We start from the raw sequence: 13,975 nt of genomic DNA, 5'->3' as shown, positions 1-13,975 counted from the left end.
CGTCCCGGCGGGCCCGTGCGGACACTACCGGCCCCCTCCACCGGCGGGGCGCCCTCGACAGAAGGACGGAACCATGGCACATGTCGCCCTCATGTCGGTGCCCCTGCACGGACATGTGAACCCGCTGCTCGGCGTCGCGGCCGAACTGGTGGCCCGCGGACACCGGGTGACGTTCGCGACCGGAGCCGACTTCGCCCCGCTCATCGAGGAAGCCGGTGCCGTACCGGTCCGCTACCGGACCACCTTCCCCGGCACGGACAACCGCGGCCGCTCCTGGCTGCCCGCCGACGACGACGGGCGGCTCGCGGTGGACGCCTTCGCCAAGGAGCGCGACGCCGCGCTGCCGCAGGTGGCCGCGGCGTACACGGCGGACGTTCCCGACCTCGTCGTCTACGACACGGTCACCGGGCACGCACCGCTGCTGGCCCGCGCCTGGGGCGTGCCCGAGGTGCAGTTCTCCCCCACCCACGCCTTCCCCGCGGGCACACGCGGTCCCGGTGTCGGCGGCGGCCCCGGGGCGCTGTCCGACACCGTGCCCTGCATCGTCGCCATGCCGCCCTCGCTCCAGTTCGAGGCGGACAAGACGGGGCCGCACCACACCTATGTCGGACCCGTCACCTGGCGCCGCCACGCCCACGGCACCTGGACGCCGCCACCGGACGGCCGGCCGGTCGCCCTCGTGTCGCTCGGCACCACCTACAACACCCGCACGGACCTCTTCCGCCGGGCCGCCGAGGCGGTACGCGCACTCGACGGACCCGACTGGCACGTGGTGGTGGCGACCGGCCACGGGACCGCGCCGGAAGCCCTCGAAGGTCTGCCGCCGGGCACCGAGGTCCACGAGTGGGTCCCCCAGGTGAGCGTCCTGGCACGGGCGCGGCTGTTCATCACCGCGGGCGGCACGGGCAGTGTGCTCGAAGGATTGACCGCGGGCGTGCCCCTGGTCGTCCTGCCGCAGGCGATCGAACAGTTCCTCACCGCCCGCCAGGTGGACACCCTCGGCCTCGGCCGCGCCCTGCCGCCGCAGGAGGTGACCGCACAGTCCCTGCGGTCCGTGGTCCGGGAGGTGACCGGCGACCCGGGGATCGGCGGCCGGCTCGCCCGCATGCGGGAGGAGATCGCGCGCTGCGGGGGTGCCCGGGCGGCGGCGGACGTCATCGAAGCGCGGCTGCCCACGGACGGCTCCCGGCCCCCGGGCGCCGCACCCCGCACGAGTGCCGCACCCCACGGAAGCAAGGAGAGACTCGGATGACGGTTGTCCGGCCGGACCGCCGGAACGCTCCCGCCGACGAGGAGCCGGTCCTCGAGGTGCACGGCCTGCACATGCGGTACGGGGACAAGGAGGTGCTGCGCGGAGTGGACTTCTCCGTGCGCCGCGGCGAGGTCGTCGCGCTCCTCGGGCCCAACGGCGCGGGAAAGAGCACCACGGTCGAGATACTCGAGGGCTTCCGCGGGCGCTCCGCCGGCGAGGTACGCGTCCTGGGCACCGACCCCGCCCGCGGGGACGAGCGGTGGCGCTCCCGCCTCGGCATCGTCCTGCAGTCCTGGCGGGACCACGGGAAATGGCGGGTACGGGAACTGCTCACCCACTTCGCGGCCTTCTACGCGCCGTACTCCACGCCCGGCCATCCGCGTCCGCGGGACGTCGGCGAGCTGCTGGCGACCGTCGGCCTTACCGACCAGGCCGACCAGCGGATCGCCAGCCTCTCCGGCGGCCAGCGCCGCCGCCTCGACATCGCCCTCGGTGTCGTCGGCCGTCCCGAACTGCTCTTCCTGGACGAGCCCACCACCGGCTTCGACCCCGAGGCCCGCCACGAGTTCCACGCGCTGGTGCGGGCGCTGGCCGACGAGCGGTGCACCGTCCTGCTCACCACCCACGACCTGCGGGAGGCGGAGAAACTCGCCGACCGGGTCCTCATCCTGATCGGAGGCCGAGTGATCGCCGAGGGAACGGTCGAGGAACTCGCCCGGCGCACCGGCGCGGAAGCCGAGGTCACCTGGACCGGCGGGGGCGAGCGGCGCAGCCGGCGCACCGCCGACCCGACTGCGTTCGTCCAGCGGCTCTTCGCCGAGGACGGAACCGATGTGCACGACCTCCGGATACGCCGGGTCGGGCTGGAGGAGGTCTACCTCGCCATGGTCCGCGACGCGGAGGCGGGACGCGTGGAAGAGGCCTCCCGTCGGCTCGCGGAGGTGGCCCGGTGACCACGACGACGGCGACGGCCGGACCGTCCGCGAACGCCGTCCGGGAGGGTGTGCGCCGCGGCGTGAGGGAACTGCACCAGATGGTCACCAACCGTCAGGACCTGGCCGGCAACCTCATCTGGCTCTTCGGCATGCTGGCCCCCCTCTACTTCCTGCGCGACAACGAACTCCCGCACTCCACCATGCCGGTCGCCGGCTTCATCCTGCCCAGCGTCATGAGCATGTGCCTGGCCTTCAACGGGATGTTCAGCCTGGCCCAGCAACTGGTGGTCGAGCGCCAGGACGGCACCCTGCTGCGCCTGAAGGCACTGCCGCACGGCATGCTCGGCTACCTGATCGGCAAGATGACCAGCGTCGCCGCCACCGTCCTGCTGGCCTGCGCGATCGTGACCCTCACCGGCATCTGCATGCTGAAGGGCGTCTCGCCGGCCGACGCCGGCCTCTGGGCGACGCTGGCCTGGATGCTGCCGCTCGGCCTGCTGGCCGTTCTGCCGGCCGGCGCGGTACTCGGCTCCCTCGTCGAGAGCCCCCGCAACATCGGCCTGATCATGATTCCGCTCTTCGGCCTGGCCTCGGTCTCCGGGATCTTCTACCCGGCCTCGCGGCTGCCCGAGTGGGTCCAGCACGTGGCGGAGGTCTTCCCCCTGTACTGGATCGGCCTCGGGGCCCGTTCCGCGCTGCTGCCCGACGGCTACGCCGCCGTCGAGATCGGTGCGTCCTGGCGGCACTGGGAGACCGCCGGCGTCCTCGGCTGCTGGGCCGTGGCCGGAGTGCTCCTCGCTCCCGCGGTGCTGCGCCGCATGGCACGCCGGGAGTCCGGTTCCGCCATGGTCTCGCGCCGCGAGCGGGCGCTGCGGAACCCGGTGTAGGGGGGGGGCGGTGGACATGCGGACCGAACGGACAGCGCCCACCGAGCGGGCCGAGGGGCCCGTGACCGGCACCGGGCCGGACGGCATCGTAGTGATCGTCGACCAGTGCATCCCCCGCCCCGACCAGGACTCGGGGTCGGTACGCCTCAGCCGTGTCATCGACCAGCTGCGGGAGCTGCGACGACCGGTCCTCTTCTGCCCCCTGGACGGGCAGGCCCCGGAGCCCTACGCCACACGCCTGCGGGAACAGGGCGTGGCGCTCCTGCGCGACCCGGCACAGCAGCGGCGTTTCCTGCGCGAGCAGGGGCACCGGATCGTGCTCGCCCTGCTGTGCCGGCCGCAGCCGGCCATTCAGCTCCTCGGCGATCTGCGCGACCACGCCCCGCACTGCCGCGTCGTGTACGACACGGTGGACGTGCACTTCAGGCGGCTCGCGCGCCAGGCCGACCTGTCGGCACGCGAAGGACGCGCGGACCGCTTCACCCTGCGCGCACAGGCCGAGGCGACCCGGGCGCTGGAACTGCTGCTGGTACGGGAGAGCGACACCACGCTCGTGGTCTCCGACGAGGAGCGCCGGCTGCTGACGTCACTCGTACCGGAAGCCGATGTGCGCGTGCTCTCCAACATCCATTCCCGGGTGGGCACCGGCGCGCCGCCCGCTCCCGGCGCACGGGTGCTTTTCGTCGGGCACTACCTCCACGCGCCCAACGTGGACGCCGCCCAGTGGCTGGCCCGGGAGATCATGCCCCTCGTGCGCCGCGAGGTCCCGGAAGCGACACTGGACCTCGTCGGCAGCGCCGCCCCCGAGGCCGTCACGGCCCTCGCCGGCCAGGGCGTGGTGGTCCATGGATGGGTCGAGGACCTGGCCCCGCTGTACGCCCGGGCGCGCGTGGCGGTGGCCCCGCTGCGCTACGGCGCCGGCGTCAAGGGCAAGGTCGGCCAGGCCCTGGAGTACGGGGTACCGGTGGCCGGGACGAGCATCGCCTTCGAGGGCATGGGCCTGGTGCACGACCGTCACGTCCTGGCCGGTGACACCGCACGGGACCTCGCCGGGCACATCGTCCGGCTGGTCCGGGACGACGAGCTGTGCGCCAGGCTGACCCGTGCGGCGGCGGGGCAGCTGGCCGCCCGGTTCGGTCCCGCGCACGCCCGCGCCGTCCTCGACGACCTGCTCTCCCCGAGAGCCACCCCACCGCGGGCAGACCGGCCCGCCGTCCGTATCTGACTCGTTGCCCATGGAGAGCCCATGTCCCGTACCACCACTGTGCCGCCGTGCCGCATCTGCGGCGGCGGGCTGCAGGAATTCTTCGACTTCGGCAAGCAGCCGATGGCCAACGCGTACCGGACGCCGGGGGAGCCCGGCGAAGCCTTCACCTTCCGGCTGGCCGGCGGCATCTGCGACCGCTGCACCACGGTGCAGCTGCTGGAGGAGGCTCCGCACGACCGCATGTTCCATGGTGGCTACCCCTACCGTTCTTCCGGTTCGAGTGTCATGCGGTCCCACTTCGAGCAGTTGGCGGACACCTTCCTCGCCACCGAACTGGACCGGCCGGACCCGTTCATCGTCGAACTGGGCAGCAATGACGGCATCATGCTGCGGAAGATCGCGGCGGCCGGAGTCCGGCACCTCGGTGTCGAACCGTGTGACGACCTCGCCGAGACCGGGCGGCGCAACGGCATCCGGGTGTGCAACGAGTTCTTCGACGAGGAACTCGGGAAGCGGATCCGCGAAGAGGACGGACCGGCCGATGTGGTGTTCGCGGCGAACACCTTCTCCCACATCTCCTTCCTCGACTCCGTTCTGCGGGGCATCGACGCCCTCCTCGCGCCGCACGGCGTCTTCGTCTTCGAGGACCCGTACTTCGGGGACATCGTGCGGAAGACGTCGTTCGACCAGATCTACGACGAGCACATCTTCTTCTTCACCGTCAGATCGGTGAAGTACATGGCCGCCGCGCACGGCTTCGAACTGGTCGACGCCGAACGCCTCCCCGTCCACGGCGGCGAGATCCGCTACACCCTGGCGAGGCCGGGGACACGTGCCGTCCAGCCTTCGGTGCGGACGCTGCTGGCGGAGGAGGAGAAGGCCGGCCTGGCCGACCCGGCCACCCTGCGGCGCTTCTCGGACGACGTGCGGCGCGTCTGCACCGACCTGGTGTCCCTGCTCCGCGCACTGCGCGAGGACGGCAGGACCGTGGTCGGATACGGCGCGACCGCCAAGAGCGCGACCCTGCTGAACCTCTGCGGCATCGGACCCGAACTCCTGTCGTACGTCTGTGACACCACGCCCGCCAAGCAGGGCCACCTGACGCCCGGGACGGGTATCCCGATCCGGTCGCCGCGGGCGTTCACCGAGGAATTCCCCGATTACGCACTGCTCCTCGCCTGGAACCACGCCGAGGAAATCAAGAGCAAGGAGAGCGCGTTCGTCGCGAGCGGCGGCCGCTGGATCGAATACGTACCGGACGTGCGCATCAGCGCCACGTGAACACCCAGTTTGCTTCGAAACTACTCAAGGGATGCGCAATGACTCGTTCGACAAGGACAGCACTGCTCTGCGTTATTCCGGCCGCGATGCTCGCCCTGGGCGCATCCCAGGCACTCGCCGCCTCCGATGGCAATACCACCGGTGCCGCCCACCCGCCCGTGGCCTCCTCGGTGAGCGCCTGGACGCCTCCCGAGGGCTTCACCCGCGAGGACTCCTTCTACGGCATGGCCGCCGCCTGCGAGTCGGCGGGGAGAAACGGCATCGCGGAGGGCAGGTGGAGCGCCTACGTGTGCGTGCCGATCGCCCCCTTCTCGCCTTTCCACCACCTCTACGTCAAGAGGTGACGTCTTCCCGCGCGGGCGCCCGTCCCCTGTCGTAGGGGCGGGCGCCCATGACCCGAGCCGACCGCTACCCCGGAAGGTTGAGCTTCAGGGCGGAGCCGTCCGCCGGCTTGGTGATCGGGACGTTCTTCTTCTTGTACGTATTCGTGTCGCCGTCGTCGTCCACGCAGACAACCCTGACGGTGGCTGTCGTTCCGCCGTTCGGAATGCCGGTGAGCCTGACCGTGTATGGTTCGGTCTTCCCCTCGCCGGGCGGTTCGTCCGAGTCGGCGGTTCCCCTGCGCGGGGTTATCGTCACCGTCTTCGGAGACGAGTCCTCGAATTGAGCGCAACTCACCGTGCCGGTGATGGTGACTTTCACGGCGGCGTGCGCCGTACCCATGGCCGCGGCGGACGCCGCGAGCGTCAGCGAGGACGCGACCGCGATGGTCCTGAGGGAATTCCTTCGGGTGCTGTCGGAGTTCCGCATATCAGACTCCCGTACTGAGCTCAGCGCTCTGTCCCGGTTGAGCTCCGGTTTTCGTTCCGGTTGACTCCGGTTTTCCACGCCCGCTTTCCCGCGTACCGATCGCCGCGTCAGGCGTGGCATTCGTCCATCGAGCCTAGCCAGCGGGAAACGACGTGTCCACTTTTGCGCCACCGCGGGTGATTGACAGCTGAATCACCCGCGGTGGCGCAAAAGATTTCTCAGGAGAAATCCAGCACCACTCGCCCCCGCAGGCCGCCGGCTTCCAGCAAGCGGTGTGCCCGGGCCGCTTCGGCAGCGGGCAACACCTTCGCGACGCGCAAGGTCAGGACGCCCTTCTCGGCCTGGCGGCAAAGGGCGTCCAAGCCGGCGGTGTCGTCGATGCGGTCGGGCACCATCACCGGGTACACCCGGATGTCCCGCTCGGCCGGCCCTGCCCAGCCCCTGAGTTCGGCCAGGGCGCCACCGTCTGCGATCGCGGGCACGATCTCCGAGGTCTGCACCGATCCGTCCACCGCCCCGGCCACTCCCTCGGGCACGAGCGCACGGATCCGTCCGGCGATCCCGGCCCCGCGCTCAACGACGTGGTCGGCCCCGAAACCACGGACCAGTTCCCCATCACGCTCGGCCGCGTCGGCGATCACGGTCAGCCCGTCGGCCTTGGCCAACTCGACCGCGTACCCGCCCACGGCGCCGGCGGCACCGCTCACGGCGACCGTCCCGTGACGCGGCACGGACAGCACATCCAGAGCGAGGCGCGCGGTCATGGCGTTCATCAACAAAGTGGATGCCTCCGGGAAGCCGGCCCCTTCCGGAGCCGGCACCACCGATGGGGCGGGCACGACGACCTGCTCCGCGTAGGCTCCGCCGTGCGGACCGGTGAACGGCACCAGCGCCACCACCCGTTGGCCCAGGGCGAGACGGTCGTCAGCGCCGGGCCCGAGTTGATCGATCACCCCGGCGGCATCCATACCCGGTACGAACGGCGGCCGTCGGCCGGGCATGCGGACCGCATGCCCACCGGTACGCAGCAGGACATCGGTAGGACTGACCGCGGCGGCGTGCACCCGGATACGAACCTCACCGGGACCCGCCTGGGGTTCGGGCAGCTCCAGCACCCGCAGAACCTCCGGGCCGCCGAACTCGTGAATACCGATCGCCTTCATGCCCCACGCAACCGGTCCTACGGGCCGGGTATTCCGGTGCGGCCCACGCACTGACCGGAACCGCGTGCCGCCGCTCGCGGCACCCGAAGTCGGTGCTCTGCCGGCGGACTTCCAGGAGGGGGCGGGGTGCTCCGCTCCGGGTGGCCGCGTCGACGCCCGGCCCAGCGCGCACATCGCCGCCGGGGCTGCTCTCGCAGGCCCGACCGAGGCAACGGACGTGCCGAAGCTGTCCAGATCGTGCGATCGGGCAGCCGGGGGCGCGCGCCGGGGAGCATCGGTGTGTGTGCCCCGGTGCAGCAGCCGGCGCAGACGGACGGCGGCCCCTGTTGGCAGCCTCGGCACAGATCCGGGCTCGGTCTCCCACGTCTTCCGCGCCCCGCCCCTCCCGCGCCATGGCACCCCGCGCACGCCGCCCGGTCCGGTCGATCAACTCGACCTGCCGGCGATCGACTTGGCCGGTCGCCGGTGTCGCGATCCCGTAGGTGCCCCGAGGGTCTAGGTCTTCCGGTCAGCGGAAGGCGCCCTGTTCACAGGCCGGTGTCCGCAGCACTCTGGAAAGCGGAGGCGCCCGCTTCGGCCTCCCGGGCTGTCGGCGTCCGAAACCCGCGAAGCCACACCGTCGGGCACCAGTCCTCAGCCGGCCGACGCGTGGGGCTCGCCCGTACACAAGGGAGATGACGATGACGTCATTCGCGCGCAACCAGTGGTACGTGGCCGCCTACGGCCGCGAGATCGGGCGGGAGCCGTTCACCCGCACCGTCTGCGGCGAGCCGGTCCTTCTCTGGCGTACGCGAGCGGGCGAGGTCACCGCCATGGCCGACCGCTGCGTACACCGCCGTTTCCCGCTCTCCGAGAAACCGGGCCGGCTGGACGGCGACACGGTCGTCTGCGGCTACCACGGCTTCACCTACGGAGCCGACGGCGTGTGCGTGCGGGTGCCCGGTCAGCAGCGTGTGCCGCGCACCGCCCGGCTGGCCTCCTACCCGGTCAAGGAGCAGGACTCCTTCGTATGGGTGTGGATCGGCGACAAGGACAAGGCCGACGAGGCCCTCATCCCCCGCGCCCCCTGGCTGGACTCGCCCGACTACACCACCATCAGCGGCATGGAACCGCTGGCGGCCCGTCACGGTCTCCTCGTCGACAACCTGCTCGACCTCTCCCACGAGACGTACCTGCACGGCGGTTACATCGGCACCCCCGAGGTCGCCGAGACGCCCATCACCACCGAGGTCGACGAGAAGGCGGGCGTCGTGTACGTCAGCCGTCACATGGACGACGCGGAGTGCCCGCCGTTCTACGCCGGGTCCACCGGCATCGGCGGCCGCATCACGCGCTGGCAGGACATCGAGTACCACGCCCCCTGCCTGTACCTGCTGCACTCGCGCATCGCCCCCGTCGGCGCCCCCGGCCCGGGCCCGGACGGCAGCGATCCGGGCGCCTTCCACGTCGAGGTCGTCTACGCCATCACCCCCGAAACCGAGACCAGCACCCACGACTTCTGGGCCGTGGCCCGCGACTTCGCCCTGGACGACCAGGCGGTCACCGACTTCCTGTACGAGAGCAACCGCACCGTCGTCCTCCAGGACGTCGTCGCCCTGAACAGGCTGGAGCAGGCCATCGCCTCCGAGCCGGCCGGGACGCAGGAGCTCAGCATCAACATCGACACCGGTGGCCTGGCCGCCCGCCGCATCCTCGAGCGGCTCGTCCAGGCCGGCGCGACCGCGCCCGTGGCGGCCGTGCGATGAGCCCGCGGCCCACGGCCATGCTCGACGGGGACACGGTCCACCGGGTCGTGTGGATCCCGGGCACGGACCGGCTGTGCGGCTGGTGCTGGTGCGGGGAGTCCCGGGAGTCCGAGGACCCGGTGGAACTGTGGGAGTGGCTGCTCGCCCACCCCGACGGACACCCGGGACCAGGACCCGCCGCCCCGGCCCCCGCGCCCGGCCACCTCGTCGGTGCCTGACCCCGCTCGTTCACGTACCCGCGTACTCAAGGACCCCTGATGCCCGGAAACACCACCGCTCCCGAGGCCGAACTCGACCTCGTCGTGGTCCGCCGCACCGACGAGGCCGACGGTGTCGTCTCGCTCGACCTGCGCCGGGCCGACGGCGCCCCGCTGCCCGCCTGGACGCCCGGCGCGCACATCGACCTGGTGCTCGCCCCGGATCTCGTACGGCAGTACTCGCTGTGTTCCTCGCCCCGGGACGCCCGCGTATGGCGCGTCGCCGTCCTGCGGGAGAAGGAGGGCCGCGGCGGTTCCCTCCACGTGCACGACGAGCTGGCCGAGGGCGATCCCGTCCGGGTGCGCGGCCCGCGCAACCACTTCCCCCTGGAGGACGCCGGGACGTACCTCTTCATCGCCGGCGGCATCGGCATCACCCCGATCGTCCCGATGCTGGAACGCGCCGAACAGCAGGGCTCCGCCTGGGAGTTGGTCTACGGCGGGCGGACGCTCGCGTCGATGGCATTCCGCGAGGCACTCGTCACGCGGTACGGCGAGCGGGTGCGTGTCCGGCCCGAGGACGTGTACGGGCTCCTCGATCTCGACGCGCTCCTGGGGACACCGCGCCCCGGGACGCTCGTCTACTGCTGCGGACCCGAACCGCTGCTCAAGGCCGTCGAGGAGCGGTGCGCCGGCTGGCCGGCCGGCACCCTCCACGTCGAGCGGTTCACGCCGAGGGAGCCTCAGGCGCCCCTGCGGGACGGGGCGTTCGAGGTCGAGCTGGCGCGGACCGGCGTCACGGTGGCCGTCCCGCCGGACACGTCCGTGCTGCGGGCGGTCGAGGAGGCCGGGGTGCCGGTCCTCTCCTCCTGCCGGGAGGGCACGTGCGGCACCTGCGAGACGACCGTGCTCGACGGCAGGGTCGACCACCGCGACTCCCTCCTCACCCCCGCCGAACAGGAGGCGCACGACACGATGATGATCTGCGTCTCCCGGGCGGCGGGCCCGAAACTGGTCCTGGACCTCTGACAGCGATCTCTGACAGCGATTCGCCAGAGCGTTGACGGGCGTCAAAACTCTGCCTAACTTTTCGGTGACGTGCCGTGGCCTGGGTCCGCTGTGGAGCGGCGCGCACCCGAACGAGGAGGTCCGCATGCGGCGCCGAGCTCCGACCGGCGGCGGTTCCGTGACGGCCAGGGCGCTGCGGGTGCTGGAAGCCTTCGCTCCGGACCGCTCCGTCCTGCGGCTCGCCGAGATCTCCCGCCACACCGGTCTGCCCCTGACCACCACCCACCGGCTGGTGAGGGAACTGGCCGGCTGGGGCGCGCTCGAACGCGAGGCGGACGGCGGCTACCGCATCGGGCTGCGGTTGTGGGAGATCGCCTCGCTCGCCCCGCGGGGCCTGGGCCTGCGCGAGGCCGCCCTGCCGTACCTCTCCGACCTCGGCCACATCACCCGCGAGAACGTGCAGCTCGCCGTCCGGGAGGAGCTGTCCGTCGTCTACGTGGAGCGCCTCGCCGGCCGTGACGCCGTCCCGGTTCTCACCCGCGTCGGCGGGCGGTTCGACCTCGCTCCGACCGGCGTCGGCCTCGTCCTGCTCGCCCACGCGCCCCTGGACGTCCAGGAACGGGTGCTTTCCCGGCCGTTCGTACGGCACACGGAAAAGACGCTGTGCGACCCGGACGAGGTCCGGCGCGCTCTCGCCGAAGTGCGCCGTACCGGGATCGCCATCAGCGACCGGCAGGTGACGATGGACGCCGTGTCGGTCGCCGCCCCCGTGTGCGGGCCGGACGACACCGCCGTCGCGGCCGTCTCGGTCGTCGCCCACGCCGGCACCGTGAACCCGCACGCCCTCGTCCCGCTGGTACGGATCGCGGCACGCGGGATCTCACGGTCACTCGGGGCACGGCTCAAGTCCTCGGCCGCCTGACGGACACGGCCGGGTCGTCGCGGTGTGGCGCCGTACTGCCGGACGTACCGAGCCGGTACGGCTGTACCGCTGACGGGGCCGGTGGCCTCCCGGAGACGGCCACCGCCTGATGTCCCACCGTCGGCGGTCTCCGTCACCAGGTGATCGACCCGGTCCAGGCCCGTGCGGTGGCGGCTCCGGTGCCGGCCCGCCCGGGTCATGGACGGCCGGTCCGGGCGGCGGTGCCCACGGCCCCGTGGACGGCGCGGGCCACGCGCGCGCCCCACAGTGAGCGGGGACCGGCGAACGCGTGGACCTCGGCGTCGGCGCGCGGGGACCGGGCGGCCACGCACACGGCGTCCGTGGGGGTGCCGGAGCAGTCGTAGCCCGCCGCCAGCAGCGCCTGCACCTTGGCCTCGGTGGCGGTGGCCACGGCGTTGACCAGCGCCGCGTCGGTCAGCGCCACCGGCAGTGCGACGAGGATGTTGATCGTGCCGGGCCGTGCCGCGACGGCCGTGCCCTCCGCCGGGGAGGCGGCCCAGCCGCGTACCCCGAGCCCGGCGGTGGCGACCGCCTCCACACCGCCGTCGCACGCGTGCCCGTACGCCCGGACATCGGCGGCGGTCATCAGCCCCACTCCCGGCCCGTCGGCGCCCGCCGCGCGCGCCAGCTCGGCGAGGTGGCGGTCCGGGTCGGTGCGCCGGTAGCCGTGGGACACCTGCGCGTTGAGCACCCAGGAGCGTTCCCCGATGCCTCCGCCGAGCACGGCGCTGCTGATCACCCGCCAGCCGGCGCCCGCCCGCCACAGCAGGCTGTGCAGCCGCTCGCCGTCCTCGGCGCGGGTGTGCTGCCGCACCCGCAGCAACGCGGTCGCGGGGCGGGGCGACGGTATGGCGGCGGGCATCGGACGGTACTCCTCGCGGGACGGGGACCGGATGATCGTACGCCGCGCCGTCCGGCCCGGTGCCGGCCCGCGGCCCGCTGTGACGCCGCCGGCGCGGATGAAGGTCCTGCCGTACCGCCCTGACGAGGCCGGCCCCCGACCGCGCTGTTCTCTTTTGTTCTGGTTCGCCCGTGCGGGGGCGGGGAACCCCGGACAGTGCCACCCCGCACAGTGCCACGCCGGCCTGGCAGAGAGGACCGAGCGCGTATGACGGTGCAGCGTGACAAGCGCGGCGAGGGCCGGGACCTGGAGATCAATCCGATCTTCAGCCGGGAGCCCGTCCGAGTGCCCCGGTACGCGTTGCCGGACCAGGGGATGGAACCGGACACCGCCTACCAGGTGGTCCACGACGAGCTGATGCTCGACGGCAACGCCCGGCAGAACCTGGCGACGTTCGTCTCCACCTGGGCCGAGCCCCAGGCCCGGCGCCTGATGGCGGAGTGCGCCGAGAAGAACATGATCGACAAGGACGAGTACCCGCAGACCGCGGAACTCGAGAACCGGTGCGTCCACATGCTCGCCCGGCTCTGGCACGCCGAGGACCCGCGCCATGCGACGGGCTGCTCGACCACCGGTTCGAGCGAGGCGGCGATGCTGGGCGGGCTGGCACTCAAGCGGCGCTGGCAGCACAAGCGGCGCGCCGAGGGCAGGCCCGCCGACCGGCCCAACCTCGTGATGGGCATCAACGTGCAGATCTGCTGGGAGAAGTTCGCCGACTACTTCGAGGTCGAACCGCGCTACGTCCCGATGGAGGGCGACCGCTACCACCTCACGCCGGACAAGGCGGTCGAGCTGTGCGACGAGAACACCATCGGGGTCGTCGCCGTGCTCGGCTCCACCTTCGACGGCAGCTACGAACCCGTCTCCGGCATCGCCGCGGCCCTGGACGATCTGGAAAGCCGTACCGGACTCGACATCCCCGTCCACGTCGACGGCGCGTCCGGAGGGATGATCGCGCCCTTTCTCGACCCGGACATCACCTGGGACTTCCGGCTGCCCCGGGTCGCCTCCATCAACACCTCCGGCCACAAGTACGGCCTGGTCATGCCGGGCGTCGGCTGGGCGCTGTGGCGGGACCGCGACGCCCTGCCCGACGACCTCGTCTTCCACGTCAACTACCTCGGCGGCGACATGCCGACCTTCGCGCTCAACTTCTCCCGGCCCGGCGCCCAGGTCGTCGCTCAGTACTACAACTTCCTGCGCCTCGGCTTCGACGGCTACCGGCGGGTCCAGCGGACCTGCCGCGACGTCGCCACCCGGCTGGCCGCCGAGATCGCCGGGCTGGGCCCGTTCGAGCTGATCACCGACGGCGGCGAACTCCCCGTCTTCGCCTTCCGGATGCGCGACGGGATCGACACCTTCAGCGTCTTCGACGTCTCCGCCGCGCTGCGTGAACGCGGCTGGCTGGTGCCCGCCTACACCTTCCCCGAGCACCGGACCGATCTGGCCGCCCTGCGCGTCGTGGTCCGCAACGGCTTCAGCCATGACCTGGCCGACCTGCTCCTGGAGGACCTGCGCCGCGCCCTGCCCCGCCTGCGCGAGCAACACGGGCCGCACCGCGACGCCGACGACGCGGGCGGCTTCGCCCACGGCGCGGAGACCAAGAACCCGCGGCGCCCGGGCCGCCACTGACCACGCACCACCGC

The 13,975-nt window shown here is 72.2% G+C and carries 14 protein-coding genes; 11 read left to right on the top strand and 3 right to left on the bottom strand.

Annotated elements, in window-relative coordinates; translation table 11 throughout:
• Window positions 1-73: 73 nt before the first annotated feature.
• From IH25_RS0104655 to IH25_RS0104630, 6 genes are read left to right on the top strand one after another with little or no spacing between them, the layout of a single operon-like run.
• Window positions 74-1,252: a nucleotide disphospho-sugar-binding domain-containing protein gene (locus IH25_RS0104655; protein ID WP_030603288.1), complete on the top strand. Its 1,179-nt coding sequence runs from the start codon at window positions 74-76 to the stop codon at window positions 1,250-1,252.
• A complete protein-coding gene (locus IH25_RS0104650) occupies window positions 1,249-2,205 on the top strand; it encodes an ABC transporter ATP-binding protein (RefSeq protein ID WP_030603286.1) in 957 nt (318 codons plus the stop codon). Before IH25_RS0104655 ends, IH25_RS0104650 begins: the two co-directional genes overlap by 4 nt.
• The gene (locus tag IH25_RS0104645; protein WP_245172689.1) at window positions 2,202-3,074 is read left to right on the top strand and encodes an ABC transporter permease; all 873 of its coding nucleotides are present in this window, start codon (window positions 2,202-2,204) and stop codon (window positions 3,072-3,074) included. The genes IH25_RS0104650 and IH25_RS0104645 overlap by 4 nt, the downstream gene beginning before the upstream one ends.
• A gap of 16 nt (window positions 3,075-3,090) precedes the next feature.
• Window positions 3,091-4,299 (top strand): glycosyltransferase, encoded by a 1,209-nt coding sequence (locus IH25_RS0104640; protein ID WP_157846944.1) that lies wholly within the window; start codon window positions 3,091-3,093, stop codon window positions 4,297-4,299.
• Between the two features lie 21 nt (window positions 4,300-4,320).
• Entirely contained in the window at window positions 4,321-5,562 is a 1,242-nt protein-coding gene (locus tag IH25_RS0104635) for a class I SAM-dependent methyltransferase (protein ID WP_030603276.1), read from the top strand.
• Window positions 5,563-5,600: 38 nt separating this feature from the next.
• On the top strand, window positions 5,601-5,906 hold the full coding sequence (locus IH25_RS0104630) for a hypothetical protein (RefSeq protein WP_157846943.1): 306 nt from the start codon (window positions 5,601-5,603) through the stop codon (window positions 5,904-5,906).
• A 64-nt stretch (window positions 5,907-5,970) separates the two neighbouring features.
• Here the strand turns inward: IH25_RS0104630 and IH25_RS41110 are convergent, their stop codons facing one another.
• Window positions 5,971-6,372: a hypothetical protein gene (locus tag IH25_RS41110; RefSeq protein ID WP_157846942.1), complete on the bottom strand. Its 402-nt coding sequence runs from the start codon at window positions 6,370-6,372 to the stop codon at window positions 5,971-5,973.
• A 218-nt stretch (window positions 6,373-6,590) separates the two neighbouring features.
• Window positions 6,591-7,535 carry an NADP-dependent oxidoreductase gene (locus IH25_RS0104615; RefSeq protein ID WP_030603264.1) on the bottom strand — a complete coding sequence of 315 codons (945 nt, stop codon included), beginning with the start codon at window positions 7,533-7,535 and terminating at the stop codon, window positions 6,591-6,593.
• Between the two features lie 680 nt (window positions 7,536-8,215).
• Here IH25_RS0104615 and IH25_RS0104610 point away from each other — a divergent pair.
• The 4 genes from IH25_RS0104610 to IH25_RS0104595 all read left to right on the top strand — a co-directional run bounded on the left by IH25_RS0104610 (window position 8,216) and on the right by IH25_RS0104595 (window position 11,407).
• Window positions 8,216-9,280, top strand: a complete 1,065-nt coding sequence (locus IH25_RS0104610; protein ID WP_030603261.1) for an aromatic ring-hydroxylating dioxygenase subunit alpha — start codon at window positions 8,216-8,218, stop codon at window positions 9,278-9,280.
• Window positions 9,277-9,498: a hypothetical protein gene (locus tag IH25_RS0104605; RefSeq protein WP_030603256.1), complete on the top strand. Its 222-nt coding sequence runs from the start codon at window positions 9,277-9,279 to the stop codon at window positions 9,496-9,498. The genes IH25_RS0104610 and IH25_RS0104605 overlap by 4 nt, the downstream gene beginning before the upstream one ends.
• A gap of 39 nt (window positions 9,499-9,537) precedes the next feature.
• Complete coding sequence (locus tag IH25_RS0104600) at window positions 9,538-10,506, top strand: PDR/VanB family oxidoreductase (RefSeq protein ID WP_030603251.1); 969 nt, start codon at window positions 9,538-9,540, stop codon at window positions 10,504-10,506.
• A 124-nt stretch (window positions 10,507-10,630) separates the two neighbouring features.
• The gene (locus IH25_RS0104595; RefSeq protein ID WP_030603248.1) at window positions 10,631-11,407 is read left to right on the top strand and encodes an IclR family transcriptional regulator; all 777 of its coding nucleotides are present in this window, start codon (window positions 10,631-10,633) and stop codon (window positions 11,405-11,407) included.
• Between the two features lie 196 nt (window positions 11,408-11,603).
• Here the strand turns inward: IH25_RS0104595 and IH25_RS0104590 are convergent, their stop codons facing one another.
• On the bottom strand, window positions 11,604-12,290 hold the full coding sequence (locus IH25_RS0104590; RefSeq protein ID WP_030603246.1) for an adenosylcobinamide amidohydrolase: 687 nt from the start codon (window positions 12,288-12,290) through the stop codon (window positions 11,604-11,606).
• A 246-nt stretch (window positions 12,291-12,536) separates the two neighbouring features.
• Here IH25_RS0104590 and IH25_RS0104585 point away from each other — a divergent pair, with 246 nt between their 5' ends.
• Window positions 12,537-13,961, top strand: coding sequence for a glutamate decarboxylase (locus IH25_RS0104585; RefSeq protein ID WP_030603244.1), 1,425 nt, complete (start codon window positions 12,537-12,539; stop codon window positions 13,959-13,961).
• Window positions 13,962-13,975: the final 14 nt, after the last annotated feature.

It is taken from the genome of Streptomyces achromogenes subsp. achromogenes, assembly GCF_000720835.1.
Classification (GTDB): Bacteria; Actinomycetota; Actinomycetes; order Streptomycetales; family Streptomycetaceae; genus Streptomyces; species Streptomyces achromogenes.
The sequence above is the reverse complement of the archived record's forward strand: the minus strand, read 5'-3'. Positions and strand labels throughout refer to the sequence as shown.

What these genes read in the sequence shown, in the direction of transcription:
- IH25_RS0104590 (WP_030603246.1), bottom strand. Translation starts at nt 12,290, where the DNA reads ATGCCCGCCGCCATACCGTCGCCCCGCCCCGCGACCGCGTTGCTGCGG.
- IH25_RS0104585 (WP_030603244.1), top strand. Translation starts at nt 12,537, where the DNA reads ATGACGGTGCAGCGTGACAAGCGCGGCGAGGGCCGGGACCTGGAGATC.
- IH25_RS0104605 (WP_030603256.1), top strand. Translation starts at nt 9,277, where the DNA reads ATGAGCCCGCGGCCCACGGCCATGCTCGACGGGGACACGGTCCACCGG.
- IH25_RS0104600 (WP_030603251.1), top strand. Translation starts at nt 9,538, where the DNA reads ATGCCCGGAAACACCACCGCTCCCGAGGCCGAACTCGACCTCGTCGTG.
- IH25_RS0104610 (WP_030603261.1), top strand. Translation starts at nt 8,216, where the DNA reads ATGACGTCATTCGCGCGCAACCAGTGGTACGTGGCCGCCTACGGCCGC.
- IH25_RS41110 (WP_157846942.1), bottom strand. Translation starts at nt 6,372, where the DNA reads ATGCGGAACTCCGACAGCACCCGAAGGAATTCCCTCAGGACCATCGCG.
- IH25_RS0104650 (WP_030603286.1), top strand. Translation starts at nt 1,249, where the DNA reads ATGACGGTTGTCCGGCCGGACCGCCGGAACGCTCCCGCCGACGAGGAG.
- IH25_RS0104615 (WP_030603264.1), bottom strand. Translation starts at nt 7,535, where the DNA reads ATGAAGGCGATCGGTATTCACGAGTTCGGCGGCCCGGAGGTTCTGCGG.
- IH25_RS0104640 (WP_157846944.1), top strand. Translation starts at nt 3,091, where the DNA reads ATGCGGACCGAACGGACAGCGCCCACCGAGCGGGCCGAGGGGCCCGTG.
- IH25_RS0104595 (WP_030603248.1), top strand. Translation starts at nt 10,631, where the DNA reads ATGCGGCGCCGAGCTCCGACCGGCGGCGGTTCCGTGACGGCCAGGGCG.
- IH25_RS0104630 (WP_157846943.1), top strand. Translation starts at nt 5,601, where the DNA reads ATGACTCGTTCGACAAGGACAGCACTGCTCTGCGTTATTCCGGCCGCG.
- IH25_RS0104655 (WP_030603288.1), top strand. Translation starts at nt 74, where the DNA reads ATGGCACATGTCGCCCTCATGTCGGTGCCCCTGCACGGACATGTGAAC.
- IH25_RS0104635 (WP_030603276.1), top strand. Translation starts at nt 4,321, where the DNA reads ATGTCCCGTACCACCACTGTGCCGCCGTGCCGCATCTGCGGCGGCGGG.